This window comes from Streptomyces sp. NPDC055189 (assembly GCF_053606765.1).
The window spans coordinates 30,624-54,041 of record NZ_JBSGSG010000037.1 but is presented as its reverse complement, the minus strand read 5'-3'; the positions used below and the strand labels follow the sequence as shown (position 1 = coordinate 54,041).

Genomic DNA, 23,418 nt, shown 5'->3' with positions numbered 1-23,418 from the left:
TCCTGGTGTGGCCCCCCCCCCCCCCCCGGGGGCGGGGGGGGGGGGGGGGGGGGGCCCCCCGGGGGGGGGGGGGGGGGGGGGGGGGGGCCCCCCCCCCCCCCCGCCCGCGCACCGACCGCAATCCGCTCTGCCGCAAGGAGTACCTGCGGGAGGTGGCGGGTGTCAGGCGCTGAACGGGGGAAGGCCGAGAGCGCGTACCCGGGCGGGGTCGACGAGGAGGTTGATCTCGGCGATCCTGCCGTTCGAGATCGTGAACTCCATGACCAGGACGACCTCGCCGTCCGGTACGCCGACTGCGCCGACGCGGCCGTTGACGAAGGCCTTCTCGGTGCTCGGCGCCCCCGTCGAGAACATCGCCGCCTGCCCGGCCACCGCACTCGCGCCGCGGACCAGCTTCGAGAGCCCGGAGGCCAGTTCGCCGGAGTCGGCGCGCAGCACCACATCGGGGTCGAGCAGTTCGAGCAGCGCGTCGAAGTCGCCCTCCCTCGCGGCGGCGAGGAAGGCGCCGACGACCTCGCGCTGGCGTACGGGGTCGTTGTCGGGCGCGGGCGCCGAGTCCTGCACCCGGCGGCGGGCCCGGCTGGCCAGCTGGCGGGTCGCGGCCGGGGTGCGCTCCACGATGGGGGCGACCTCGTCGAAGGGCACGGCGAACATGTCGTGCAGCACGAAGGCGAGGCGTTCGGCGGGCGCGAGGGTCTCAAGGACGACGAGGAGCGCGAGACCGACCGAGTCGGCGCGCAGCGCCTCCTGCTCGGGATCGACCACGTCCCCCCAGCTCACCACCGGGTCCGGCACATGGGTGTCCGTCGGGAAGGACAGGGACTCCTCGCGCCGCGACTTCCTCGTACGCAGCATGTCGAGGCAGATCCGGCCGACGACGGTCGTCAGCCAGCCCCCCAGATTCGTCACCTCGCCGGTGTCGGAACGGCTGAGCCGGATCCAGGACTCCTGGACCGCGTCGTCGGACTCGCTGAGCGAGCCGAGCATGCGGTAGGCGACGGCCTTCAGGTGCGGCCGGTGCTCCTCGAAGCGGGCCGCGAGTGCTTCGCCCCGGTCAACCGCTGCTTCGTTGTGGTCCATCAGTCACATTCCCTCGTCGCGATCCGTCGTTGAAGTGACGGACCGTTCCTGCCACTTGGAGGAGAACAGTAATGAACACACCCCGCCCGCCCGAGCAGCGCAAGCAGGACGCGGCGGAACCCCGTATCTGGTCCCGCTGTCCTTCCAGCTGATGCGGGGCGGGCGGTGGACGGTCGGGTGAGGTGAGCCTGCCGGGGGTGGGGGCCGGGGGTCAGTCCCGGCCGAGCACCGGTGCCAGCGCCTCCCGTAGATCGTCGGGCCCCGTGTAGTGGAGGCCCACCATGCCGAGCGCGACCGCCGCGTCCACGTTCTCCTTGCGGTCGTCGACGAACAGGCAGCGTTCGGCGGGGATCCCCGTCCGCTCCAGGGCAATCTCGTAGATCCGGCGGTCCGGCTTGACGATGCCGACTGCGGCACTGCTGACCACGGTGTGCGCGAGGCCGGCGATACCGAGCTCTGCCAGATCCTCGTCGAGCCACGGGGTCGCGTTCGTCACGAGCGCCACGTGCAGGTGCGCGCGGGCCCGCCGGAGCAGGTCGACCACGGTGGCGTCGGCGGAGAACCCGGCCCCGGCGAGCGCGGTGCCCAGGGCGTGCCCGCGCTCGTACGGCACGCGGTCCGCGAGGCCGCGTGCGATGGCCTGGACCCACTCCTCCTTGCCGGTGCGCCCGAGCATCAGCGGCAGATCGGTCTCGGGCGCGAAGGCGATCTCGGCGGTGCTGCCGTGCGGGAGGCCGGCGGCACTCTCCATCGCCTCCATCTCCGACATGTCGTAGAAGCGGATCACGCCGTCGAGGTCACAGAGCACGGCGTCGAAGGGCAGCGGGGGCGCGGACGGTACCTGCCAGGTGAAGCGCAGTTTTTCCTTGGCGTCGGCGCCGATGCGGCCGTAGAAGCGGATCGCGCCCTCGTTCCACGCGGGCGTCTGCCACTGGACCTCGGTCAGTCCGAGGGTGCGGGCCTCCGCGGCCACCGCGTCCGTCAGGCGCTCGCCGAGGCCGAGACCCCGGTGGCCGTCGCGCAGGAAGAGGCAGTCCATGTGGAGGTACTCGGTGCCGTCCCAGGTGGAGATCTCCGGCGCACACGTGGCGTAGCCGACGACCTCGCCACCGGGCAGCTCGGCCACCAGGCAGCGCAGCCGCGGTTCCGGCACCCCGAAGAGCAGGTCGTCCAGACGCCGGTCGAGGCCGGGGGCGGGCGGCGTGCCCTTCTCGTACGCGGCGTGCTCGGCGACGAGTTCCACGACGCGGGGGAGGTCGGCGGGGCGGGCGTGGCGGACGCGGGGTTCGCGCGGTCCTCCGTACGACGTCATCGCAGATCCCCCTCGACGACGTCCCGGCCCCACGCGCTGAGCCGCTCCGCGAGGGTTCCGCTCCCGTCGAGCACGCACCGCACATACGCGTCCCGCTCGTGCGTGAGCACGGCCGCCTCCCACACGCAGGGCGCGAGACCGGCCCGTCCCGGTCGCAGCTGTCCGGGGTCCCCGGCGGGCCCGGTGAAGACCGCGAGGTCCGACATGTACCCCTCGATCCAGCTCTGCACGAGGACGTAGTCCCCGTCACCTCCCGCGTGCACGATCAGCACGGCGAGTCCGGCCGACCCGCGGGCACGACCGAGCCCCAGGTGCGCCCCCGCGATCGCGAGCGCGGACTCCTCGTCCTGCCCGGTCACCTTCCGCCCCGGCGCCTCGACGGCATACGCCTTCACGAGATGGCCGCCGGCCTCGCGGACGCCGAGGGCCCGTGCGGTGCGCGTGTGATGGCCGTCGGCGAGGGCCATCAGTTGATCGGCGTCGACAGCCGACGGAAGTACGTCAAGCTCGGTCATGTCCATCCGCCCATGATGCAACTGTCCGCTGCTTCTTGTGATGCGGGTGTGCACTACTGCTCGCGATGCAGGCGTCCGCTACCGCTCGCCGAGTGCTCGCTTCACATTGGCCCGCAGCCGGCCCTGGTCCGCGCGCACCGCCTCGTACGCATCCTTGTGGCGGGCCACGTCGTCGCGCTGCTTCTCCTCGCGCACCGCCCACCACACACCGGCCGTGTTGTGCTCCCGCTTGCACTCGACGTCGGCGGTCGCCGTGGCCAGCTCGTTCTCCGTCCGGCCGGTATTGCCGCCGTGGTCGTTCCCGCGGTGCCACGCCTTGTCACCGAACGCCGCGCTCGGGGTCTTGTAACGCTTGACGCCCTTGCTCTCCAGGCAGTCGGACCAGGTGTCGAGAGCCTCGCGGACCCGCTTGTCGCGGGCGACCGCCTTGTCCAGGCTCTGGCTCCGCTTCGGGACGTACGTGTACATGCGCGTCTTGTCCCGTACGCCTTCGGTGAGGCGCTCGGCAGCGGTGTTCTCGCAGCCGCCCGCGGGCTTGCCGGCTACGGACTTGCCGTCGCCGTCGGTGCCGTACAGCGCCTCCTGCTCGTTCTCCCGCACGGCGCGCCCCTCGGACGGCCACCCGGAGCCGGTACGGGACCGCGCCGGGTCCCAGCCGTAGCCCCAGCGGCGAGCGCTGTCGAGGTCGAGCGTCCCGTACGGATACGACGGCATCGCCACCATGGTCATCGCATGCGAATTCGCCATCTTCCGCCACGACGGATGGAGGGGAAAGTCCTCGAAACCGAGCTTCCGCATGCAGCTCCGCGTCATGCGCGCCTGCGCCTCCGTGTGACGCTTGCTGTCACGCGTACTGAACTCGTAGCGATCCAGGGGCAGTTCAGGCAGGTCCTTTTCCTCCTTCACGGCGGGCGCGGAGGGCATACCGCCGTCCCCCGCCTCTCCCCCGGACGACCCGGAACCGCAGCCCGCGATCCCCGACGCCACCACAAGGCCCGCAACAGCCCACCGGGTCATCCCCAGCAGCCCCATCAGTCCGCCCCCTCCCCGTGCGACTCACGAACGAACCGGAACCGCGACCGTCGGACCATACCCGCCCTCACGCCCTCAGCGCCGCGTCCACCAGTGAGCGCACCTCATCCTCCGAGAGCCCGAGCTCCAGCGCGTCGGCGACGAACGCCCTTACCCGCTCACCCAGTTGGGCCCGCGCCTGCGCCACCGCACCGTCCACGACGATCGCGCCACGCCCCCGCCGGAGCTCGATCAGACCCTCCTCGCGCAGCCGCTGGTAACCACGCAGCACCGTATGGACGTTGACCCCGAGGGAGTCGGCCAGCATCCGCGCGGCGGGCAGCCTCTCGCCCGGCCGCACCGAGCCGTCGGCGACGGCGCGGCGGGCGCAGGCAGCGATCTGGTCGCCGAGTGGCACCGACGACGTCGTATCGATCCGGAACAACATGCCGTCAGTCTCGCCCGTCCCTGGAAGATGTCGCGCGGTCCACCAGCGTGTTGAGGAGCGCGGCTGCCGTCGCGGAGTCCTCGACGGTGACGGCGAAGTCGTTGCCGTCGGCCCGCCGTACGACCAGTGCCTCGCCCGACCGCATGATGACGCCGGAGCGTCCGGGGACGATGCGGTAGCCCCAGCCCCCGTAGTCCGCGAAGGCGCTGATCCGGCGGGCTTCCGCGCGCTCGATGCGGTCGAGCGGCAGCCGGATGCGCGGCCACGGCACAAGGCCCGAGGCCACCGTGAGCCCGCGCCGGTCCACGGTGACGCAGGCCCGCGCGAAGGCGGCGATCACCAAACCGGGCACGAACAGGGACACCGGCGCCACCCAGCCCTCGTCCGTCAGCCACAGGGTGGCGGCGCCCGCGACCGCAAGGGCGATGCCCGTCCCGCTCAGCACCCGCGAGCCCGTCCGCCGTACCCACCCGGCAACCTCGTCGCGCCCCAGGTCGATGCGGTCGGCCGCTGCCCGGCCGTCCGCACCGAACGACGGACGCGCGTCGGGCAGCGGCACGAGCCGCGCGAGCCCTGCCCCCGCGCCCGCCGCGAGCGCGGCGACGGCGACCGCGACAGCGAGGTGCCACAGAGGGAACACCGCCGCGGCGCCGTCAGCGGTGCCACGGTTGGCCACGAGGCTCGCGCCCAGCAGCCAGGCCAGGAACGCGGAGCTCGCGTACACGACGGCGAGCAGCCCTCCCAGCCCGCGCCGGTAGGTGGCGAAGTCGCTCCTGAGCGCGAGGAAGACGCCGACCGCGCCGAGTACGACGAACATCCCCACGAGCATCGCGAGGAACCCGCCGTGCCCGACATAGCCGTCCGCCTCGCCGTCGGCTCCGAAGTGCCGGGCCAGCCGTTCGGGGAGTTGGTCGCGGACGGTCACATACACCGCCAGGTCGGCGACGAGTCCGAGCACAAAGGGCAGCGCGGCCAGCAATGCGACGAGCGGCGCGACGCGGGGGCGGGTGGACGAGCGAGCAGGCTTGGTCACTGAAACCTCCATTGTTTGCATCCTAGTAGAACAATGGAGGCCGGGGAAAGCATGCGGACGCGGATGCACACCCGCACGGTCGGTCCTTGCGACGTCAGTCGTCGTCGGAGCGAGCCGGCGCGGCTTCTACGTCGGCTTCTACGTCGGCTTCGGCTTCCGTTTCGGCTTCGGGTACCGCGTCAGCTCCGGCTCCGGCTTCGGCTTCCGCTTCAACCACTTCGGCCGTCCCGCGCTCTTCGCGCGTCCCACGTGCCCCGCGCTTCCAGCGCTTCCCGTGCTTCCCGTGCCTTCCGCGCTTCCCGCGCTCTTCGGGTTCGGCGACGCACGCCTCGCACCGCGGATTGCGGCACGGGCCGGGCCCCCACACAGGGACGAACACCCCGAGCGTCTTGCGCCGCTTGATGGCCGTACCGACGGGCCGTCCGCAGCTCGCGCACACCGGCTCGCTCTGCGGGCGGGGGACGGACCGGCGCCCATCGCTGCCCATGGGTCGAGAATATGGCGGGTGACGCGGGCCGGAAAGCCCGCTGCCACCCGGCTGCCACCCGACTGTCAGCGCTCGTCAGCGCTCGTCAGTGTCTGTCAGCGCTTGCGGCGGTATGTCCGCACGACGAGGCCGTTCCCGAAGACCCGGGAGGCGTCCAGCGTGAACTCACTGATCACGCTCTCCGCGCCCTCGTTCTCGCCCCCGTCGAACATCGGCATACCGGCCCCCAGAAGCACGGGGTACGTCTTGATCACCAGCTCGTCGACCTCGTCCCGCAGTTCCCCCGCGATCCTGGCGCCACCGCAGAGCCAGATGTCGAACGCGCTCTCCTCCTGCTTGAGTTCGCGGATCTTCCCGACGATGTCGCCGGAGATGATCTCGACGTTCGGGTCGGGCGACTTGTCGAGGGTGCGGGAAGCCACGTACTCGCGCAGGTGCCCGTACGGACTCGTGATGTCGGCGTCCAGGGCGAGCCGGTAGCTGCCCCGGCCCTGGACGACCGTGTCGAAGTGCTTGTTCGGCAGGTCTCCGACACCGAGGGCCCGGCGGCCCTCGACCGAAATGGTCTCCGGATATTCCGTCTTGAGGAACTCCAGGAACTCCTCGTCCACGAACGGCATGAAGGATTCCGCGTCGCCGCTCCGATCGCCGATGAAGCCGTCGATCGATACGGCGACGAAGTAGACAAGCTTGCGCAAAGGGTCTCCTGACTTGGGCCTGCGGATTCCGTTTGTCTAGGGCCGGCGGATGCCCTCCGTGTCGAGCTCGCCCTCCACCACCTGCCGCGCACACTCCGCGAGCCGCAGCCGGTTGGCCCGCGCATGGCGCCGCAGCGCCCCGAAGGCCTCGTCCACCGTGCACTTCCACCGCTCGGCGAGCACACCCTTGGCCTGCTCGATGGCGATCCGGCTGGTGAGGGCCTCCTGCAACTGGCCTCGCTCCGCCTCGCTCTGCTCCAGGGAACGCCGCTGGACGATGGTGATCGCGGCGACATCCGCGAGGGCCTGTGCGAGCGCGACCTCGTCGGGGCTCAGCACCCGCGGCTTCGCCTGGAACAGGTTCAGCGTGCCGAGAATCTGATCCCCCTGTTGCAGGGGAAGCACCTGCGTCATCTCGTAGCCAGCGGCGAGGGCGCGCGCCGAGAACTGCGGCCAGGCGGTGGTCGCTTCGAGACCGCCGAGGGCGATGTTCGTATGCGCCGTGCCCGAGCGGTAGCAGTCCAGGCAGGGCCCCTGTTCCTGTTGCAGGGCGAACAGATCGAGCACCCAGGCGTGCTCGCCGGAGGCCGCCACGAGTCGCAACTCCCCCTGAGCGTCGGCCAGCAGGACACCCGCGGCCGAAACGTCGAGCAGTTCCACGCAGCGCACGGCGAGGCTCTGCAGGAACGCGGCGACATCGAAAACGCCGTTCAAGGAGTCGGCCACCTCCACGAACGCCTCCGCCAGACGTCGTTCGCGGGACATATCTCCGGACACTTCACGGGTCATTGCACGGGTCATTTCGCGTGACATTTCGCGTGACATTTCGCGTGACATGGGGCTCGCGTCCCCCCTTCAGTGTGTCTACGGACAACACAGCGGTGCTGCATAGACTTTATGCGAATCGACCGGCCCGGCCACTGTCCGTGACAAAGGGCCGGGGTTCCCGCCACATCGGCCACAGTTGCGGGCCGTCCGGCAGATCGATGGCGTTTCCAGTGAAGTGGAATCCGAGCCGTGTGTACAGCGCGCGGCTGCGGCTGTTGCTCGCCTCCAGATAGGCGTGCAGCCCTTCCCTGTCGCACCGTTCGAGCACGGCTTCGATCAGGGCGGAGCCGAGTCCTTCGCCCTGCCGTCCGGGGCTCACGCCGATCATGTGCAGATACTGGTGGGGCCGGTCGGTCGGGTGCGCCTCGCCGGTCAGCCTGCCTATCTCCTCGACCCGTGCGTTGTCCGGGTCGACGGCCGCGCGCAGCTGCGCGGGCCCCTCTTCCGCGTCCTCGTCCTCGCCCGCGGGTACGGACCACCACAGTGCGACGGCCGTGCCGTCCTCCGTGATGTCGACGTAGCCCTGGCTCAGCGCGAGGTCGAGGAAAGCTTCCATCAGAGCTCCGTGTCTGCGGCGGCGGTGCTCCTCGCCCGGGAAGACCCAGCTGCTCACCGGATCGTCCTGGAACGCCTCGTCGAGCAGCCGGACCACGTCCGCCCGGTCGCTCTCCCCGGCCCTCCGGATCACTACGCCCACAGCCCGCCCCTTTTACCGCTCGACTTGCCCCTCGACCACGCTCAATTGCGTGTGACGCCCACCCGGTTGCTTCGGTTGCAGCCTAGGGGATTTGGCCCTGGCACATGCGCGAGCCCCGCACCCTGACCGGATCTCGGCGGGATGCGGGGCTCGTCGATCATGTCTCGTTCAGTCGGTCATGCCCGGGCCAGTCCGTCATGCCTCGTTCAGTACGTACGCCTCGTCACGAACTCCGCGAGCGCGAGCAGGCTGCCCGCCGCCTCCGGGACCGGGACCGCGCGAGAGAGCTGGTTGAGTGCGCGGGACATCCGGTCGGCCGCGTGCATCAGCGCCCAGTCCTTGCCGCCCGCGGCCTCGACGGCGTGCGCCATGCGTTCCAGGTCGGCGTCGCTCTCGGGGCCTGGCGGCGTGCGTCCGTACAGCTCGGCCAGTTCGGCGGCGGCCGGGGTGCCGGAAGCCAGCGCCGCGACCACCGGCAGGGACTTCTTGCGGGACGCGAGGTCGGCCCTGGCGGGCTTTCCGGTGTGCCCGGGGTCGCCCCAGATGCCGATCACGTCGTCGATGAGCTGGAAGGCGAGCCCGGCCTCGCGGCCGAAGCCGTCGAGCGCCTCCACCTCGCTGCGCCCCGCCCCCGCGTACAACGCCCCCAGGGCACAGGCGCAGCCGAGCAGCGCTCCCGTCTTCGCCTCGGCCATGGCGAGGCACTCGTCGAGCGTGACCTCGCCGGGGCCGCGCCGCTCGAAGGCGCTGTCCGCGTGCTGGCCCGCGCAGAGCTCCACCACGCAGGCGGCGAGCCGGGCCGCCGCCTCGGCTGCCCCGGGGTGCGGGTCCTCGGCGAGCAGCCGCTGCGCGAGCGCCTGCAGCGCGTCACCGACCAGGATCGCGTCGGGTTCGCCGAACACGGCCCATGCGGTGGGCCGGTGCCTGCGGGTGGGGTCGCGGTCCATGACGTCGTCGTGCAGCAGGGTGAAGTTGTGGGTCAGCTCCACCGCTGCCGCGGCCCTGGCGGCCATGGCCTGCTCCCCGCCCAGTGCCCGCACCGCGGCGAGCACCAGCGCGGGCCTGATCGCCTTGCCCGCGTGCCCGGCCGCCGGTGTGCCGTCCGCGTGCTCCCAGCCGAAGTGGTAGCGCGCGACACGGCGCATGGCTCCTGGCAGCGAGTCGACCGCCCTGCGCACCTCCGGGTCGACGCACAGCCGCGCCGACGTCAAGATCTCCGCCGCTTCGGACGATTCGTATCCTCCGTGCTCGTCGTGGGTCTCGAGCTCTCCGGTGGGCCCCTGTTCGGCGGGGCCTTGCGCCATCTCCGTCATGTCCGTCGTCGTATCCGTCATGAACTCACCCCGGGGAGGATGCGGACGGTGGCGTTTCCTGGGCCTGTGGGCGCGTACGCAGAGGGTGTACCCGGCAGCGCGCCCACAGACACGGGCTCAACTCCAGCGACCGATCTCGACGTTCTCCAGAATGCCCAGGGCGTCCGGCACGAGGACGGCCGCCGAGTAGTAGGTCGACACGAGGTACGACATGATCGCCTGCTCGCTGATCCCCATGAAGCGCACCGACAGGCTCGGCTCGATCTCGTCCGGGATGCCGGCCTGGTGCAGGCCCACGACGCCCTGCTCCTCCTCGCCCGTACGCATGCAGATGATCGAGGTGGTGCGGGCCTCGGTGACCGGGATCTTGTTGCACGGGAAGATCGGCACCCCGCGCCAGGTGGGGATGCGGCTGCCCGCCACGTCGATGGTCTCCGGCACGAGCCCGCGCTTGTTGAGCTCGCGGCCGAACGCGGAGATCGCCCGCGGGTGCGCCAGGAAGAGCTTCGATCCCCGCCTGCGGCTGAGCAGTTCGTCCATGTCGTCCGGGCTCGGCACGCCGTCGTGCGGCTGCATCCGCTGTTCGTACTCGCAGTTGTTGAGCAGCCCGAACTCGCGGTGGTTGATCAGCTCGTGCTCCTGGCGCTCCTTGAGCGCCTCGACCGTCAGCCGCAGCTGCTGCTCGGTCTGGTTCATCGGCTGGTTGTAGAGATCGGCCACGCGCGTGTGGACGCGCAGGACGGTCTGGGCGACGCTCAGTTCGTACTCGCGCGGCGCCGCTTCGTAGTCGACGTAGGTGCCCGGCAGGACGGCTTCGCCGACGTGTCCCGCGGAGAGGTCGATGGGCGCCTCGCCGAAGTTGTTCGTGCGCTGGGTCGGGATGGCCCGCAGCCGCTGCAGGTGCTCGCGCAGCGAGTCCGCGCGCTCCGCGACCTGCTCCAGGTCCTGGCGGGGCAGCGTGAGCACGGTGCACGCGGTCACCGCACGCGTCGTGTACTCCCAGATGGCCTCGGGGTCGAGCAGTGCCTGTTCGCCGAAGTACGAACCGTCGGCGAGCGAGCCGAGGACCGTGTCGTCGCCGTACGGACCGGTGCCGATCTTCTCGACCCTGCCGTGCGCGAGCAGGAACACCTCGTCCGCCTGGCTGCCGAAGGAGGTGATGACGGCACCCGGCGCGAATTCGCGCTGCTGGCAGCGCTGGGCCAGCTCTCCGAGGACCTCGACGTCCTCGTAGTCCCTGAGGACCGGCAGCTCGCCGAGCTCCGCGGGGATGACCTGCACCCGGTCCCCGGTCTTCACGAACGTCACGCGGCCGTCGCCGACCGAGTAACTCAGCCTCCGGTTGACTCGATACGTGCCGCCCTGCACCTGCACCCACGGCAGCGTCCGCAGGAGCCAGCGGGAGCTGATCTCCTGCATCTGCGGCACGGACTTGGTGGTGGTGGCCAGATTCCGTGCGGCTGATGTGCCCAAGCTCTGCTGCGGCTCGGCCTGCTCCGCACGGACCTCTTCGCCTACCGACATTTGCGATGCCTTCCGCTCAAGCGCTGATCTGCGCCGACAACCCTTCCAGTACGGAGAGTGTTCGCGCCATTACACAAAAGAGCGGGGTTGGATCTCGCACGGACGGGGCATCCGCCCGCGACCCCAGGGGAACTCGAAGATCCGCACACCCGTTGAACAGGACACAACGACCGATAGCATCTGTACCGATATGCACCACTCCGCACCAATCCGTAGGAGACGGCAATGGCAGGCTTCCTGGATCGCGCCAAGGAACAGGCGCAGCGCGGACTCACCCAGGGCAAGCAGAAGATCGACGAGGTCCAGGCGCAGCGCACGGGCGGCGATCTCCTGAAGAAGCTGGGCGCGGCGTATTACGCGCAGCAGCAGGGCGAGGGCACTCCCCAGGCCACCCAGCAGGCCCTTCAGGCACTGGAGGCCCACATCGCGACGAACGGCGACGCGTTCCTGCACAACAGCGACAACCGCGGCTGACGAAATCGGCTCGCACGGTGCCCGAACAGCCGCGGAATAGTTCCGAACGGCTGGTCCGGGCACCGTGGTTCGGGGTAAAAGCGGACTTACGAGATGGTCCGCGATCGGCGGCCGTCGTGCTCCGCGAAGGAGTCGGCCATGGCCCCACCCATGTCCGCGGGCAAGTTCCTCGACGCGCTCAAGGACGAAGGGGTGACGGTCGTCGAAGTCGGCGACTGGCCCCACCACAACCGCAACCACAAGGGGCCGTGGGGCCCCGTACACGGCGTCGTGATCCACCACACGGTCACCTCGGGCAGCAAGCGGACGGTGGAGATCTGCCGCGACGGGCACCCCTCCCTGCCCGGCCCGCTCTGTCACGGCGTCATCACCAAGGACGGCCGCGTCCACCTCGTCGGATACGGCCGCGCCAACCACGCGGGCCTGGGCGACGACGACGTCCTGCGCGCGGTCATCGCGGAGAAGCGGCTCCCGCCGGACAACGAGGCGAACACCGACGGAAACCGTCACTTCTACGGCTTCGAGTGCGAGAACCTCGGCGACGGCGAGGATCCGTGGCCGGACGAGCAGCTGGAAGCCATCGAGAAGGTGTCGGCAGCCATCTGCCGCCATCACGGCTGGACCGAGCGCTCGGTGATCGGCCACCTGGAGTGGCAGCCGGGCAAGGTGGACCCCAAGGGCTTCACCATGGAATGGATGCGGGAGCGCATCGAGGAACGCCTCAAGTAGAAGGACCGCGGCCGTGCCCGCCGGCACGGCCGCGGGCAGAATGGGCGGGGTGAGCACCACCCCGCCGACCACTCCGCGCCCGCGGCTCCCGTCCCCGCTCCAGGAGCTCCGGGACGAGCGGTTCGCACGGCACGGGGTCGCTCTCGTGCTCAAGCGGGACGACCTGATCCACCCGGACCTGCCGGGCAACAAGTACCGCAAGCTCTTCCTGAACCTGGACGCCGCCGTCGCAGCGGGCCACACGGCCCTGCTGACCTTCGGCGGCGCCTATTCCAACCACCTCAGGGCGACCGCCGCGGCGGGACGCCTCCTCGGCATGGACACCATCGGCGTGGTCCGCGGCGACGAACTCGCCGGGCGCCCCCTGAACCCGTCGCTGGCGCAATGCGCGGCCGACGGGATGCGCCTGCACTTCACCGACCGCTCGACCTACCGCAGGAAGACCGACCCGGAGGTCCTGGCCGCCCTCCTGCGCGCGTCGGGCGCCGAGAACCCCTACGTCATCCCCGAAGGGGGCAGCAATTCCCTGGCCGTACGGGGCTGCGCGGCCCTGGGCGAGGAGTTGCGCGGCCTCACCGACACGGCGGCCGTGGCCTGCGGCACCGGCGGCACCCTGGCCGGCATGGCGGCGGGCCTGGCCCCGGACCAGCGGGCACTGGGCATACCGGTGCTCAAGGGCGGCTTCCTCGGCCGCGAGATACGGGCGCTGCAACAGCGGGCCCTCGGTGCCCCCACCGCCAACTGGCACCTGGACGAACGCTTCCACTTCGGCGGCTACGCCCGTATGCCCTCCGAACTCACCGCGTTCGCAGAGGACTTCGAGGACCGGCACGGCCTCTCCGTGGAGCGCGTCTACGTGGCCAAGCTCCTGTACGCGCTCACGGCCCTCTCCGAAGAGGGCGCGTTTCCCCGGGGCACCAGGGTCACGGCCGTGATCACCGCGACGGAGCAGGCGGCTCCCGCGGCTCAGTCCTCGACCTCCCGGTAGGCCGCCGCCTCCTCCAGGTCCAGCTTCCGCAGCAGCGTCCGCATCATCTCGTCGTCGATGCGCCGCTCGTCCCGCATCGTCACGAACACCTCCCGCTCCGCGGCGATGGCCTCCCTGGCGAGCCGGCGGTAGGTGTCGTCCGCGGACTCCCCCGTCACCGGGTTGGGCTGACCGAGCCGCTCCCACACGGAGTTGCGGCGCCGTTCCAGGACGGTGCGCAGACGGTCCTGGAGCGGCTGTGGAAGGCAGTTGCGCTCGTCCTCCATGAGTTCGTCCACCCGCCGCTCCGCGGCCTGCGAGGCGGCGTTCTGCGCCTGCGCCTCCGCAAGCGTCTCCGCCTGCGCGTCCCGCCCCGGCAGCTTCAGGACCCGGATGAGCCACGGCAGCGAGAGCCCTTGCACGACCAGCGTCCCGATGACCGTGGTGAAGGTCAGGAAGAGCACGAGGTTGCGCGCGGGGAACGGCTCGCCGTCGTCCATGACGAGCGGGATCGAGAAGGCGATCGCAAGCGACACCACCCCGCGCATCCCGGCCCAGCTGACGATCAGCGGCCGCCGCCAGTCCATGTCGCTCTCGCGCGCCTTGATGCGCTTCGACATCAGCCGCGGCAGATAGGTGGCCGGATACGACCAGACGAAGCGCGCGAGGACGACGAAGAAGAAGACGCCCAGGGCGTACCAGGTCACCTGGACGCCGCTGTACTCGCCGAGGCCCTCGACCACGAGCGGCAGTTGCAGGCCGATGAGCGCGAAGACCGCCGACTCCAGGATGAACGCGACCACCTTCCACACGGCGGCCTCCTGGAGCCGCGTCTCGAAGTCGACCTCCCAGGAGCGGTGCCCGATGAACAGGGCGACGACGACCACGGCGAGCACCCCGGAGGCGCCGACCTGCTCTGCGGCCGCGTACGCGACGAAGGGGATCAGCAAGGAGAGGGTGTTCTGCAGCATCGCCTCCTTCATGTGCCGCCGCAGCCAGTGCAGCGGCACCATGAGGATCAGCCCGACGCCGACCCCGCCGACCGCGGCCACCAGGAACTCCCTGATCCCGCCCGCCCAGCTCGCGCCCTCGCCGACCGCCGCCGCCAGGGCGACCTTGTAGGCGGTGATCGCGGTCGCGTCGTTCACCAGGGACTCGCCCTGCAGGATCGTGGTGATCCGCGACGGCAGCCCCACCTTCCGCGCGATCGCCGTGGCCGCCACCGCGTCCGGCGGCGCGATCACCGCGCCGAGGACCAGGGCCGCGGTCAGCGGCAGGTCGGGGATCAGCAGATACGCGAGCCAGCCGACGGCGAGGGTGGCGAACAGCGTGTACCCGACCGAGAGCAGCGCCACGGGTCTGATGTTGGCCCGCAGATCGAGGTACGAGCTCTCCAGGGCCGCGGTGTGCAGCAGGGGCGGCAGGATCAACGGCAGCACGATGTGTGGGTCCAGGTGGTAGTCCGGCACCCCCGGCACGTAGGCGGCGCCGAGCCCCACCGCGACGAGCAGCAGCGGCGCGGGCACCGGTGTCCAGCGCGCGGCTCCGGCCACCGCGGCACTCGCCGCGATCAGTGCCACCAGGGGCAGTACGTCCATGGGTAAGGCCCTCCGCGATACGCGATCCCGTCGTAACCTGGCAATCATGAACGAGTGCCCGCATGTGGCAACGCTGCCGCACCCTGAGCCCAAGCCGCTGAGCGAGACCTGCCCCGAGTGCCTCGCGGCCGGTAGTCACCCGGTGCAACTGCGGCTCTGCCTGGACTGCGGGCATGTGGGCTGCTGCGACTCCTCGCCTTTCCGGCACGCGACGGGGCATTTCAAGGCCACCGGGCACGCCGTGATGAGGACCTTCGAACCGGGCGAGAGCTGGCGTTGGTGCTTCGTGGACGGTTCGATCGTCTGAGGCCTGGGTACGTCAACCCGACGCCCGTACTCTCCAATTGGGACCGTGAGACCCCTAGCCACTCTCCGTACCCTTAGGCTTACTATGAGTGACAGCAACGGAGCGGGGTCCCCGGGACACGGAACTGGGGAGCGCGGTAGCGTCACCGCAGAACTACGTGGTGCGTTACCCGTGTGACGCAGTCCGGACCGCCGCTGGACGGCGGTCCTGGAGCCCCGAAAGTGCTTGTACCACCTTGGAGGTGAGGGTGTCCCAGATCGCAGGCGAGCCCGGGAATCAGGACTTCGTCGAGGTCCGCCTTCCGGCTGCGGGTGCCTACCTGTCGGTGCTGCGTACGGCCACGGCCGGTCTCGCGGCCCGTTTGGACTTCACTCTCGACGAGATCGAGGACCTGCGCATCGCGGTCGACGAGGCCTGCGCGATCCTGCTCCAGCAGGCCGTGCCCGGTTCGGTGCTCAGCTGCGTCTTCCGGCTCGTCGACGACTCGCTGGAGGTGACCGTCTCGGCGCCGACCACCGACGGCCGGGCCCCGGAACGGGACACCTTCGCCTGGACAGTGCTGTCCGCCCTCGCGGGTCAGGTCGACTCCTCCGTGGCCGAGGACAACACCGTCTCGATCAGCCTCTACAAGAAGCGCGGCGCGGGACCCGGGCCGGCGTGAGGGACGGGGAGGGGCCGGTGCGGGAGGAAGAGCGCGGCACACGGGATCTGCCCGATGGCCGGGGAGGAACGCCGATGAGGGGGCGCGGGGCTCCGGTGGAGCCGGCGCTCACGGGCATCCCCGAGCAGCAGGCCAGGCCGCACCCGGAGGATCCGGAGCAGCCGGGTCCGCCGACCGTGGCCGACGCGTCGGAGCAGACAGAGCCGACCGCCCGGGAGGAGCGCGCAAAGCCCTCCGCCCGGGGCGGCGCGCAACGGGCGGGATACATGAGCGAACACGGTGAGCGTCAGCACACCCGGCACGATCCGCAGGACCGCAGTGGCGCACGCGCGATGTTCATCGAGCTGCGCACGCTGGAGAGCGGCAGCGCCGCGTACGCGGAGCTGCGCAACAAGCTGGTCCGCATGCACCTGCCGCTCGTCGAGCACCTGGCCCGCCGCTTCCGCAATCGCGGCGAGCCCCTCGACGACCTCACGCAGGTCGCCACCATCGGCCTGATCAAGTCCGTGGACCGGTTCGACCCGGAGCGCGGCGTGGAGTTCTCCACGTACGCGACGCCCACGGTCGTCGGTGAGATCAAGCGGCACTTCCGCGACAAGGGGTGGGCGGTCAGAGTCCCGCGGCGCCTCCAGGAGCTGCGGCTCGCCCTGACCACGGCGACCGCCGAGCTGTCCCAGCAGCACGGCCGCTCCCCCACGGTGCACGAGCTGGCCGAGAAGCTGGCCATCTCCGAAGAGGAGGTCCTGGAGGGCCTGGAGTCCGCCAACGCCTACTCCACGCTGTCCCTGGACGTCCCGGACACGGACGACGAGTCCCCGGCGGTCGCGGACACCCTGGGCGCGGAGGACGAGGCCCTGGAGGGCGTCGAGTACAGGGAGTCCCTCAAACCGCTCCTGGAAGACCTTCCACCACGCGAGAAGCGCATCCTGCTGCTGCGGTTCTTCGGCAACATGACGCAGTCGCAGATCGCACAGGAAGTCGGCATCTCCCAGATGCACGTCTCCCGGCTCCTCGCCCGCACACTCGCGCAGCTGCGCGAGAAGCTCCTCGTCGAGGAGTGACGAAGGAGCAGGCCGCCCCTCCGGGCCTGCTCCTTCGCTTCGCAAGGCGTCTCGTGCGGGACGGCTACTTCACGTCGTCCTGTGCGTTCCCCGGACCCCGGATGCCCAGAGCCTCGGTGGTCGCGGGATTGACCAGCAGGACGAGCGCGGCCACCGCGACGGCGGCGAGCGCGATACCGGCCGGGATAGCCATGCTGTCGGCCTGCAGCAGCTGCCAGGCCACCGGAAGCGCCATGATCTGCGTGATGATGGCGGGCCCCCTGCTCCAGCTGCGGCGGCGCAGGAGACCGCGGGCGGCGAGCAGCGGCAGCAGCGCGAGGACGATCAGCGTGACGCCGCCCGTCGTGGCCTGTTCCGGGTTGTCGGGGTCACCCGCGAGGCCCATGACGAGCATGTAGACACCGGCGGCGATGAGTGCGACGCCCTCCAGCGCGGCGAGGGCCGCGGCGGCCGTCAGACGTCCGGGACGCGGGCCTGTTTCCGGGGCTTCGGGGGTGGGTTTCCGCTCAGTGCTCACCCTTGCAGGGTAGCCGTGCGTGTCCGCGCTCCGGCCCCCGGTCCGACCCCTCGGTCTAGGCCGGTTCAAGACAGCTAGGTACCCTGCTTCGCATGCGTGCACTTCTTGTGGTCAACCCGGCGGCAACCACCACCAGTGCGCGCACGCGTGACGTACTGATCCATGCGCTGGCGAGCGAGATGAAACTCGAGGCGGTCACCACCGAGTACCGCGGCCACGCCAGGGACCTCGGCAGACAGGCCGCGGAGAGCAAGGACATCGAGCTCGTCGTCGCCCTCGGCGGGGACGGCACCGTCAACGAGGTCGTCAACGGCCTGCTGCACAACGGCCCCGATCCGGACCGGCTGCCCCGCCTCGCCGTCGTCCCCGGCGGCTCCACCAACGTCTTCGCGCGCGCCCTCGGTCTGCCCAACGACGCCGTGGAGGCGACCGGCGCACTTCTCGACGCCCTGCGTGAGGGAAGTGAACGCACAGTGAGCCTCGGGCAGGTGTCGGGTACCCCCGGCACTGAGGACGAAGCCGTCCCCTCGCGCTGGTTCACCTTCGCCGCGGGATTCGGTTTCGACGCGGGAGTGGTGGGACGGGTCGAACAACAGAGGGAGCGCGGGAAGCGGTCCACCCATGCTCTGTATTTGCGCCAGGTGTTCCGTCAGTTCCTCGACGAGCCGCACCGCAGGCACGGAATGATCACGCTGGAACGGGCCGGCGAGGACCCGGTGACCGACCTCGTGCTCTCCATAGTCTGCAACACCTCTCCCTACACCTACCTGGGCAATCGCCCGATGTACGCGTCCCCGGGGGCCTCCTTCGACACGGGCCTCGACGTGCTCGGTCTGAGCAAGCTCTCCACCGGCGCGGTGGCCCGGTACGGGACGCAGCTCCTGACCTCGACGCCCGATCGCGGACCTCACGGCAAGCACGCGGTTACGCTCCATGACCTCACCGACTTCACCTTGCATTCGAAGGTGCCGCTGCCCCTCCAGATGGACGGCGACCACCTGGGACTGCGCACGAGCGTGACGTTCACAGGCGTACGCCGTGCACTGCGTGTGATTGTGTGAGTAGAAGGGCCCAAAGTCCTTTCACTCGAACGTTTAGGCCAGGCTCCACCCCATGGAAGTACGGCTGTGACTCAGCCGACACTAAGGAATCAAAAAAAACTTCCTTGAAGGGGTTGTATCCGCCGCCGAGGTTTGCGAATCTCTACATGGCGATCGGGACGGCCCGCAACATCGGCCCCACAGAGAGCCAGAACCCCCTCCTCAACACATAGGACATCGTCGCGTATGTGACGAAAGTCCCTTCCGTCGTCGAGGGATTCGTGAAAGCGTTCACATTCACAAGCAACTTGCATGTAATACCAAGGAGAGGTAGCAGCCATGGACTGGCGTCACAACGCCGTTTGCCGCGAGGAAGACCCCGAGCTCTTCTTCCCCATCGGCAACACCGGTCCTGCGCTGCTGCAGATCGAGGAAGCCAAGGCCGTCTGCCGCCGCTGCCCCGTCATGGAGCAGTGCCTGCAGTGGGCGCTCGAGTCCGGCCAGGACTCCGGCGTCTGGGGTGGCCTCAGCGAGGACGAGCGCCGCGCAATGAAGCGCCGCGCCGCTCGCAACCGTGCACGCCAGGCAAGCGCCTGACGGTCACGCCCCCTACGAGCCTGAGCTTGGCGGCGCGTACAGCGAGTACGCATCTCCCGCCCCCGAGCCGCAGCCGCGCAGTACCCCCGATGCGCAACGCAACGTGAGCAGTGAGCCCCGGACCACTTCGGTCCGGGGCTCACTGCTTTTGCGTATGCGGTGTTCCGTACGCGAGTTCTGCCGTACGCGTGTGTGTGAGTTCTGTGTGGGAGTGCGCTACTTGTCGCCGCGCACCGGGATGTCGAGGACGACCTGCGTGCCGCGCTCCGGGGCCCGCACCATGTCGAACGTGCCGCCCATCTCGCCCTCGACCAGGGTGCGGACGATCTGCAGGCCGAGGTTGCCCGAGCGATGCGGATCGAAACCGTCGGGCAGACCGACGCCGTCGTCCTGGACGGTGATGAGGAGCCGGCCGTCCTTGCTGGTGCCGCCGCGTACGGCGGATACCTCGACCGTGCCGGTGTCGCCTTCCTGGAAGCCGTGCTCCAGGGCGTTCTGCAGCACTTCCGTGAGGACCATCGAAAGCGGCGTCGCGACCTCGGCGTCCAGGATGCCGAAGCGTCCGGTCCGCCGGCCGGTGACCTTGCCCGGCGAGATCTCCGCGACCATCGCGAGGACGCGGTCGGCGATCTCGTCGAACTCCACGCGCTCGTCCAGGTTCTGGGAGAGCGTCTCGTGCACGATCGCGATCGAACCCACGCGGCGTACGGCCTCTTCGAGGGCTTCACGGCCCGTGGCGGAGTCGATGCGGCGTGCCTGCAGGCGCAGAAGGGCGGCCACCGTCTGGAGGTTGTTCTTCACCCGGTGGTGGATCTCCCGGATGGTCGCGTCCTTGGTGATCAACTCCCGCTCCCGGCGGCGCAGTTCCGTGACGTCGCGCAGGAGTACGAGCGATCCGATGCGGGGCCCCTTGGGCTTGAGCGGGATCGCGCGCAGCTGGATCACTCCGTCGCCGCCCTCGATCTCGAACTCGCGGGGCGCCCAGCCGCTCGCGACCTTGGCGAGCGCCTCGTCCACCGGGCCGCGGGACGGGGCGAGTTCGGCGGTCGCCGTGCCGAGGTGATGACCGACCAGGTCGGCGGCGAGGCCGAGGCGGTGGTACGCGGAGAGCGCGTTCGGTGACGCGTACTGGACGATGCCGTCGGCGTCGAGGCGGAGCAGGCCGTCGCCCACGCGCGGCGATGCGTCCATGTCGACCTGCTGGCCGGGGAAGGGAAAGGATCCTGCGGCGATCATCTGGGCCAGGTCGGACGCCGACTGGAGGTAGGTCAGCTCCAGGCGTGAGGGGGTGCGCACCGTGAGCAGGTTCGTGTTGCGGGCGATGACACCCAGGACGCGCCCTTCCCTGCGTACGGGAATGGACTCGACCCGCACCGGGACCTCTTCGCGCCACTCGGGGTCGCCCTCGCGCACGATGCGGCCCTCGTCGAGGGCGGCGTCGAGCAGCGGGCGACGGCCGCGCGGGACGAGGTGGCCGACCATGTCGTCCTGGTAGGAGGTGGGGCCGGTGTTGGGCCGCATCTGCGCCACGGAGACATAGCGGGTGCCGTCGAGGGTGGGAACCCACAGCACGAGGTCGGCGAAGGAGAGGTCGGAGAGCAATTGCCACTCCGAGACCAGCAGGTGCAGCCACTCGAGATCGGAGTCACCGAGAGCGGTGTGCTGGCGTACGAGATCGTTCATGGAGGGCACGTGTGCGAGCGTACCTGGCAGGTCCGGCGGGGCCGCTCCGGGAGATTTCCCGACGAGCCGCGGCGCCAGGGCGGGACCCTCAACCCACCCACGGCACCGCAGCCCTTCAGGAACACCGACCACCGGAATGTGCGGTACCGGACGGCCGATCGGAGGATCCGACACGGTCAGGGCAGAGAGTGCCGGCTCCTCGGTCCGCCCTCCTGTGCGGGAAGGGCGGATGCTTTACCACCGCATTGTGGACTAGACCATTCACCTGTGTCTACGCGTTGGCAGATGTTTGTTGTTGTCTCTTTTTCTCTCCGGGCGCAGGCGGGTCAGCTCTGCTAGATTGGTCTATACCACATTGACCCCCGTGGGTCCTCTCCAGACCCGTGAGTCCCCCTCTCCAGATCGGCAGGCCCAGCGTGGAAGTTGTCATCGTCCCGGACGCCAAGGCAGGCGGCGAGCTCATCGCGGAGGCCATGGCCGCCCTGGTGCGCCGTAAGCCTGACGCCCTGCTCGGTGTCGCCACCGGATCCACCCCGCTGCCCATCTACGAAGCCCTCGCCGCCAAGGTCGGCTCCGGTGCCGTGGACGCGTCGCGGGCGCGGATCTGCCAGCTCGACGAGTACGTCGGACTGCCCGCGGGCCACCCCGAGTCCTACCGCTCCGTGGTGCTGCGCGAGGTCGTCGAGCCGCTGGGGCTCAGCGAGAAGTCCTTCATGGGGCCCGACGGCAGCGCGAAGGACGTCCAGGCGGCCTGCGAGGCGTACGACCAGGCGCTCGCGGCGGCCGGCGGCGTGGACCTCCAGCTGCTCGGAATCGGCACCGACGGGCACATCGGGTTCAACGAACCGTGCTCCTCGCTCGCCTCGCGTACGCGCATCAAGACGCTGACGGAGCAGACGCGGGTGGACAACGCGCGCTTCTTCGACGGCGACATCGAGCAGGTCCCGCACCACGTGATCACCCAGGGGATCGGGACGATCCTGGAGGCCCGGCATCTGGTGCTGCTCGCCACGGGCGAGGGCAAGGCGGATGCGGTGGCCGCGACGGTGGAGGGGCCTGTTGCCGCGGTGGTTCCGGCGTCGGCTCTGCAGTTGCATCCGCATGCGACTGTCGTCGTGGACGAGGCGGCTGCCTCCAAGCTGAAGCTTGGGGAGTACTTCCGGGCGACGTACGCCGCGAAGCCTGATTGGCAGGGGCTGTAAGGCTCTGCGTCGGACAAAGGTGCCGGGCACCCCCATTGCTGGGGATGCCCGGCACCTTGCTGTTTGTTGCTTGTGTGCGGGCCGGTGGGTGGTCTGTGCCCACCCGTTCCGCCCTTGCGGAACGCCTGCCCACAGACAGGACTACCGGGTAGTGATCACCTCTGCCGCCGCCAGGCCGCAGACCCTTGCCGCGCCGTGTGTCGCGATGTGGAGGGAGCCCGTCGGCGGGGACTGGGGGACGCCCATTTCGACCACGATCGTGTCGGGGCGGGCCGACAGGAGTGTGGTCAGGGCCTCTGCCATCCACGCGTGGCGGTGGGCGTCGCGGACGACGGCCACCATCCGCCGCTCCCCCGCCTCGGCAAGCGCGAGCGCACCCGCGTCCGCGCCCGTGAAGCTGCCCGTCTGCGTGCCGGGGAGCAGGCGTGCCAGCTCGGCGGCCACGCCCCACGGGGTCTCGTCGCCCACCGCGATGTTGGCCATCGGGGTGAAGGCGGCGACGAAGGGGGCTTCGGTGAGCGGCGCCGTGTAGGACTCGCCGCGGGTGACCGTCAGGGCACGGCGGGCCGCGACCAGGCCGATTTCGGTGCCGGGCGCGCCCCCCGAACGATCGGCCGCGCCCGACACCGAAGTCCAGTGGGCGAGCGCCCGTACGCGCGTGGCCGCGTCGGCGAGGCGCTCCTCGGAGAGCTCGCCCGAGCGGACGGCCCCGACAAGCGCGTCGCGAAGGCGCAGGACCGTGTCGTCGTCCGCGAGGCCGCCGCCCACGCAGATCGCGTCGGCGCCGGCGGCGATCGCGAGGACGCTGCCGCGCTCGATGCCGTAGGTGGCGGCGATGGCCTGCATCTCCATGCCGTCCGTGACGATCAGGCCGTCGTAGTTCAGTTCCTCGCGCAGGATGCCCGTCAGGATGCGGCGCGACAGGGTCGCCGGGTACTCCGCGTCCAGGGACGGGACGAGGATGTGCGCGCTCATCACCGCACGCGAGCCCGCGGCGATCGCGGCCCGGAACGGCGCGAGGTCACGTGCCCGGAGCACCTCGGGGTCGACCCCGATGCGCGGCACGTCGTGGTGCGAGTCGACCGCGGTGTCGCCGTGGCCCGGGAAGTGCTTGGTGCAGGCGGCGACGCCCGCGGACTGCAGCCCCTCCACGTACGCGGCGGTGTGCCGGGCCACCAGGAGCGGGTCCGAGCCGAAGGACCGTACGCCGATGACGGGGTTGTCCGGGTTGGAGTTGACGTCGGCGGACGGCGCCCAGTTGAGGTTGACGCCGCACGCGGCGAGCCGGCGGCCCAGCTCGGCGGCCACGTCACGGGTGAGCTCCGTGTCGTCGACCGCGCCGAGCGCGTGGTTGCCGGGGAAGGAGGAGCCGGAGCGGACCTCCAGGCGGGTCACGTCACCGCCCTCCTCGTCGATGGCGACCAGGACGTCGTCGCGCTCGGCCCGCAGCTGCGCCGTAAGGGCGGCCAGTTGTTCGGGCGAGGCGATGTTGCGGCCGAACAGGCCGACCGAGGCGAGGCCCTCGCCGATCCTGCGGAGCAGCCAGTCCGGCGCGCTGGTCCCGACGAAGCCGGGCTGCAGGACGGTCAGGGCGTCGCGGGTCAGGGTGTCGGTGGGGCTGGTGAGTGTCGTCATA

At 70.4% G+C, this 23,418-nt stretch carries 24 protein-coding genes; 9 read left to right on the top strand and 15 right to left on the bottom strand.

Going from position 1 to position 23,418, the window contains the following annotated elements; all coding sequences use genetic code 11:
* Positions 1 to 162: 162 nt before the first annotated feature.
* The 11 genes from ACWFR3_RS24860 to ACWFR3_RS24810 form a co-directional block, all read right to left on the bottom strand.
* Positions 163 to 1,080: a sigma-70 family RNA polymerase sigma factor gene (locus ACWFR3_RS24860; protein ID WP_453736816.1), complete on the bottom strand. Its 918-nt coding sequence runs from the start codon at positions 1,078 to 1,080 to the stop codon at positions 163 to 165.
* 211 nt (positions 1,081 to 1,291) lie between these two features.
* Positions 1,292 to 2,392: a GNAT family N-acetyltransferase gene (locus tag ACWFR3_RS24855; protein ID WP_453736815.1), complete on the bottom strand. Its 1,101-nt coding sequence runs from the start codon at positions 2,390 to 2,392 to the stop codon at positions 1,292 to 1,294.
* A complete protein-coding gene (locus ACWFR3_RS24850) occupies positions 2,389 to 2,913 on the bottom strand; it encodes a hypothetical protein (protein WP_453736814.1) in 525 nt (174 codons plus the stop codon). Before ACWFR3_RS24850 ends, ACWFR3_RS24855 begins: the two co-directional genes overlap by 4 nt.
* A gap of 72 nt (positions 2,914 to 2,985) precedes the next feature.
* The gene (locus ACWFR3_RS24845; RefSeq protein ID WP_453736813.1) at positions 2,986 to 3,939 is read right to left on the bottom strand and encodes a hypothetical protein; all 954 of its coding nucleotides are present in this window, start codon (positions 3,937 to 3,939) and stop codon (positions 2,986 to 2,988) included.
* Positions 3,940 to 4,006: 67 nt separating this feature from the next.
* Complete coding sequence (locus tag ACWFR3_RS24840) at positions 4,007 to 4,366, bottom strand: GntR family transcriptional regulator (RefSeq protein ID WP_453736812.1); 360 nt, start codon at positions 4,364 to 4,366, stop codon at positions 4,007 to 4,009.
* 4 nt (positions 4,367 to 4,370) lie between these two features.
* Positions 4,371 to 5,399: a DUF1648 domain-containing protein gene (locus ACWFR3_RS24835; RefSeq protein ID WP_453736811.1), complete on the bottom strand. Its 1,029-nt coding sequence runs from the start codon at positions 5,397 to 5,399 to the stop codon at positions 4,371 to 4,373.
* Positions 5,400 to 5,981: 582 nt separating this feature from the next.
* On the bottom strand, positions 5,982 to 6,584 hold the full coding sequence (locus ACWFR3_RS24830) for a dihydrofolate reductase family protein (protein WP_453736810.1): 603 nt from the start codon (positions 6,582 to 6,584) through the stop codon (positions 5,982 to 5,984).
* A gap of 36 nt (positions 6,585 to 6,620) precedes the next feature.
* A complete protein-coding gene (locus ACWFR3_RS24825) occupies positions 6,621 to 7,373 on the bottom strand; it encodes an ANTAR domain-containing protein (RefSeq protein ID WP_453736809.1) in 753 nt (250 codons plus the stop codon).
* 106 nt (positions 7,374 to 7,479) lie between these two features.
* Positions 7,480 to 8,109, bottom strand: a complete 630-nt coding sequence (locus ACWFR3_RS24820) for a GNAT family N-acetyltransferase (protein ID WP_453736808.1) — start codon at positions 8,107 to 8,109, stop codon at positions 7,480 to 7,482.
* 206 nt (positions 8,110 to 8,315) lie between these two features.
* The gene (locus ACWFR3_RS24815) at positions 8,316 to 9,443 is read right to left on the bottom strand and encodes a family 2 encapsulin nanocompartment cargo protein polyprenyl transferase (RefSeq protein ID WP_453736807.1); all 1,128 of its coding nucleotides are present in this window, start codon (positions 9,441 to 9,443) and stop codon (positions 8,316 to 8,318) included.
* A gap of 96 nt (positions 9,444 to 9,539) precedes the next feature.
* Positions 9,540 to 10,946, bottom strand: a complete 1,407-nt coding sequence (locus ACWFR3_RS24810; RefSeq protein WP_453736806.1) for a family 2B encapsulin nanocompartment shell protein — start codon at positions 10,944 to 10,946, stop codon at positions 9,540 to 9,542.
* A 225-nt stretch (positions 10,947 to 11,171) separates the two neighbouring features.
* Between ACWFR3_RS24810 and ACWFR3_RS24805 the strand changes: the two genes are divergently transcribed.
* From ACWFR3_RS24805 to ACWFR3_RS24795, 3 genes are all read left to right on the top strand, one after another.
* Positions 11,172 to 11,420 (top strand): hypothetical protein, encoded by a 249-nt coding sequence (locus ACWFR3_RS24805; protein WP_453736805.1) that lies wholly within the window; start codon positions 11,172 to 11,174, stop codon positions 11,418 to 11,420.
* A 138-nt stretch (positions 11,421 to 11,558) separates the two neighbouring features.
* Complete coding sequence (locus ACWFR3_RS24800) at positions 11,559 to 12,149, top strand: N-acetylmuramoyl-L-alanine amidase (RefSeq protein WP_453736804.1); 591 nt, start codon at positions 11,559 to 11,561, stop codon at positions 12,147 to 12,149.
* Positions 12,150 to 12,189: 40 nt separating this feature from the next.
* Positions 12,190 to 13,137 carry a 1-aminocyclopropane-1-carboxylate deaminase/D-cysteine desulfhydrase gene (locus tag ACWFR3_RS24795; RefSeq protein ID WP_453736843.1) on the top strand — a complete coding sequence of 316 codons (948 nt, stop codon included), beginning with the start codon at positions 12,190 to 12,192 and terminating at the stop codon, positions 13,135 to 13,137.
* Here the strand turns inward: ACWFR3_RS24795 and ACWFR3_RS24790 are convergent.
* Positions 13,116 to 14,714 (bottom strand): Na+/H+ antiporter, encoded by a 1,599-nt coding sequence (locus ACWFR3_RS24790; RefSeq protein WP_453736803.1) that lies wholly within the window; start codon positions 14,712 to 14,714, stop codon positions 13,116 to 13,118. The two genes, ACWFR3_RS24795 and ACWFR3_RS24790, sit on opposite strands and share 22 nt — an antisense overlap.
* 46 nt (positions 14,715 to 14,760) lie before the next feature.
* On the opposite strand from ACWFR3_RS24790, the gene ACWFR3_RS24785 reads away from it, so the two are divergent.
* The 3 genes from ACWFR3_RS24785 to ACWFR3_RS24775 all read left to right on the top strand — a co-directional run bounded on the left by ACWFR3_RS24785 (position 14,761) and on the right by ACWFR3_RS24775 (position 16,743).
* Positions 14,761 to 15,021 (top strand): UBP-type zinc finger domain-containing protein, encoded by a 261-nt coding sequence (locus tag ACWFR3_RS24785; RefSeq protein WP_453736802.1) that lies wholly within the window; start codon positions 14,761 to 14,763, stop codon positions 15,019 to 15,021.
* Between the two features lie 247 nt (positions 15,022 to 15,268).
* Positions 15,269 to 15,682 (top strand): ATP-binding protein, encoded by a 414-nt coding sequence (locus ACWFR3_RS24780; protein WP_135332116.1) that lies wholly within the window; start codon positions 15,269 to 15,271, stop codon positions 15,680 to 15,682.
* Entirely contained in the window at positions 15,679 to 16,743 is a 1,065-nt protein-coding gene (locus ACWFR3_RS24775; RefSeq protein WP_453736801.1) for an RNA polymerase sigma factor SigF, read from the top strand. The genes ACWFR3_RS24780 and ACWFR3_RS24775 overlap by 4 nt, the downstream gene beginning before the upstream one ends.
* Before the next feature lie 64 nt (positions 16,744 to 16,807).
* On the opposite strand, the gene ACWFR3_RS24770 is transcribed toward ACWFR3_RS24775, so the two are convergent.
* Complete coding sequence (locus ACWFR3_RS24770) at positions 16,808 to 17,260, bottom strand: hypothetical protein (RefSeq protein WP_453736800.1); 453 nt, start codon at positions 17,258 to 17,260, stop codon at positions 16,808 to 16,810.
* Positions 17,261 to 17,352: 92 nt separating this feature from the next.
* Between ACWFR3_RS24770 and ACWFR3_RS24765 the strand changes: the two genes are divergently transcribed.
* Both ACWFR3_RS24765 and ACWFR3_RS24760 read left to right on the top strand, forming a co-directional pair.
* A complete protein-coding gene (locus ACWFR3_RS24765; protein WP_453736799.1) occupies positions 17,353 to 18,321 on the top strand; it encodes a diacylglycerol/lipid kinase family protein in 969 nt (322 codons plus the stop codon).
* Between the two features lie 318 nt (positions 18,322 to 18,639).
* Positions 18,640 to 18,897 carry a WhiB family transcriptional regulator gene (locus tag ACWFR3_RS24760; RefSeq protein WP_016639615.1) on the top strand — a complete coding sequence of 86 codons (258 nt, stop codon included), beginning with the start codon at positions 18,640 to 18,642 and terminating at the stop codon, positions 18,895 to 18,897.
* 216 nt (positions 18,898 to 19,113) lie between these two features.
* On the opposite strand, the gene ACWFR3_RS24755 is transcribed toward ACWFR3_RS24760, so the two are convergent.
* Positions 19,114 to 20,580, bottom strand: a complete 1,467-nt coding sequence (locus tag ACWFR3_RS24755) for a sensor histidine kinase (protein ID WP_453736842.1) — start codon at positions 20,578 to 20,580, stop codon at positions 19,114 to 19,116.
* A 416-nt stretch (positions 20,581 to 20,996) separates the two neighbouring features.
* Between ACWFR3_RS24755 and nagB the strand changes: the two genes are divergently transcribed.
* Positions 20,997 to 21,782 (top strand): glucosamine-6-phosphate deaminase, encoded by a 786-nt coding sequence (gene nagB, locus ACWFR3_RS24750; protein ID WP_453736841.1) that lies wholly within the window; start codon positions 20,997 to 20,999, stop codon positions 21,780 to 21,782.
* 141 nt (positions 21,783 to 21,923) lie between these two features.
* Here the strand turns inward: nagB and ACWFR3_RS24745 are convergent, their stop codons facing one another.
* Entirely contained in the window at positions 21,924 to 23,417 is a 1,494-nt protein-coding gene (locus ACWFR3_RS24745) for a glycoside hydrolase family 3 protein (protein ID WP_453736798.1), read from the bottom strand.
* Position 23,418 lies beyond the last annotated feature (1 nt).

Coding starts and splice junctions, on each gene's coding strand:
- ACWFR3_RS24800 (WP_453736804.1), top strand. CDS start 11,559: ATGGCCCCACCCATGTCCGCGGGCAAGTTCCTCGACGCGCTCAAGGAC.
- ACWFR3_RS24850 (WP_453736814.1), bottom strand. CDS start 2,913: ATGGACATGACCGAGCTTGACGTACTTCCGTCGGCTGTCGACGCCGAT.
- ACWFR3_RS24745 (WP_453736798.1), bottom strand. CDS start 23,417: ATGACGACACTCACCAGCCCCACCGACACCCTGACCCGCGACGCCCTG.
- ACWFR3_RS24790 (WP_453736803.1), bottom strand. CDS start 14,714: ATGGACGTACTGCCCCTGGTGGCACTGATCGCGGCGAGTGCCGCGGTG.
- ACWFR3_RS24755 (WP_453736842.1), bottom strand. CDS start 20,580: ATGAACGATCTCGTACGCCAGCACACCGCTCTCGGTGACTCCGATCTC.
- ACWFR3_RS24805 (WP_453736805.1), top strand. CDS start 11,172: ATGGCAGGCTTCCTGGATCGCGCCAAGGAACAGGCGCAGCGCGGACTC.
- ACWFR3_RS24785 (WP_453736802.1), top strand. CDS start 14,761: ATGAACGAGTGCCCGCATGTGGCAACGCTGCCGCACCCTGAGCCCAAG.
- ACWFR3_RS24840 (WP_453736812.1), bottom strand. CDS start 4,366: ATGTTGTTCCGGATCGATACGACGTCGTCGGTGCCACTCGGCGACCAG.
- ACWFR3_RS24795 (WP_453736843.1), top strand. CDS start 12,190: ATGGGCGGGGTGAGCACCACCCCGCCGACCACTCCGCGCCCGCGGCTC.
- ACWFR3_RS24825 (WP_453736809.1), bottom strand. CDS start 7,373: ATGACCCGTGAAGTGTCCGGAGATATGTCCCGCGAACGACGTCTGGCG.
- ACWFR3_RS24855 (WP_453736815.1), bottom strand. CDS start 2,392: ATGACGTCGTACGGAGGACCGCGCGAACCCCGCGTCCGCCACGCCCGC.
- ACWFR3_RS24765 (WP_453736799.1), top strand. CDS start 17,353: ATGCGTGCACTTCTTGTGGTCAACCCGGCGGCAACCACCACCAGTGCG.
- ACWFR3_RS24810 (WP_453736806.1), bottom strand. CDS start 10,946: ATGTCGGTAGGCGAAGAGGTCCGTGCGGAGCAGGCCGAGCCGCAGCAG.
- ACWFR3_RS24845 (WP_453736813.1), bottom strand. CDS start 3,939: ATGGGGCTGCTGGGGATGACCCGGTGGGCTGTTGCGGGCCTTGTGGTG.
- ACWFR3_RS24760 (WP_016639615.1), top strand. CDS start 18,640: ATGGACTGGCGTCACAACGCCGTTTGCCGCGAGGAAGACCCCGAGCTC.
- ACWFR3_RS24860 (WP_453736816.1), bottom strand. CDS start 1,080: ATGGACCACAACGAAGCAGCGGTTGACCGGGGCGAAGCACTCGCGGCC.
- ACWFR3_RS24815 (WP_453736807.1), bottom strand. CDS start 9,443: ATGACGGATACGACGACGGACATGACGGAGATGGCGCAAGGCCCCGCC.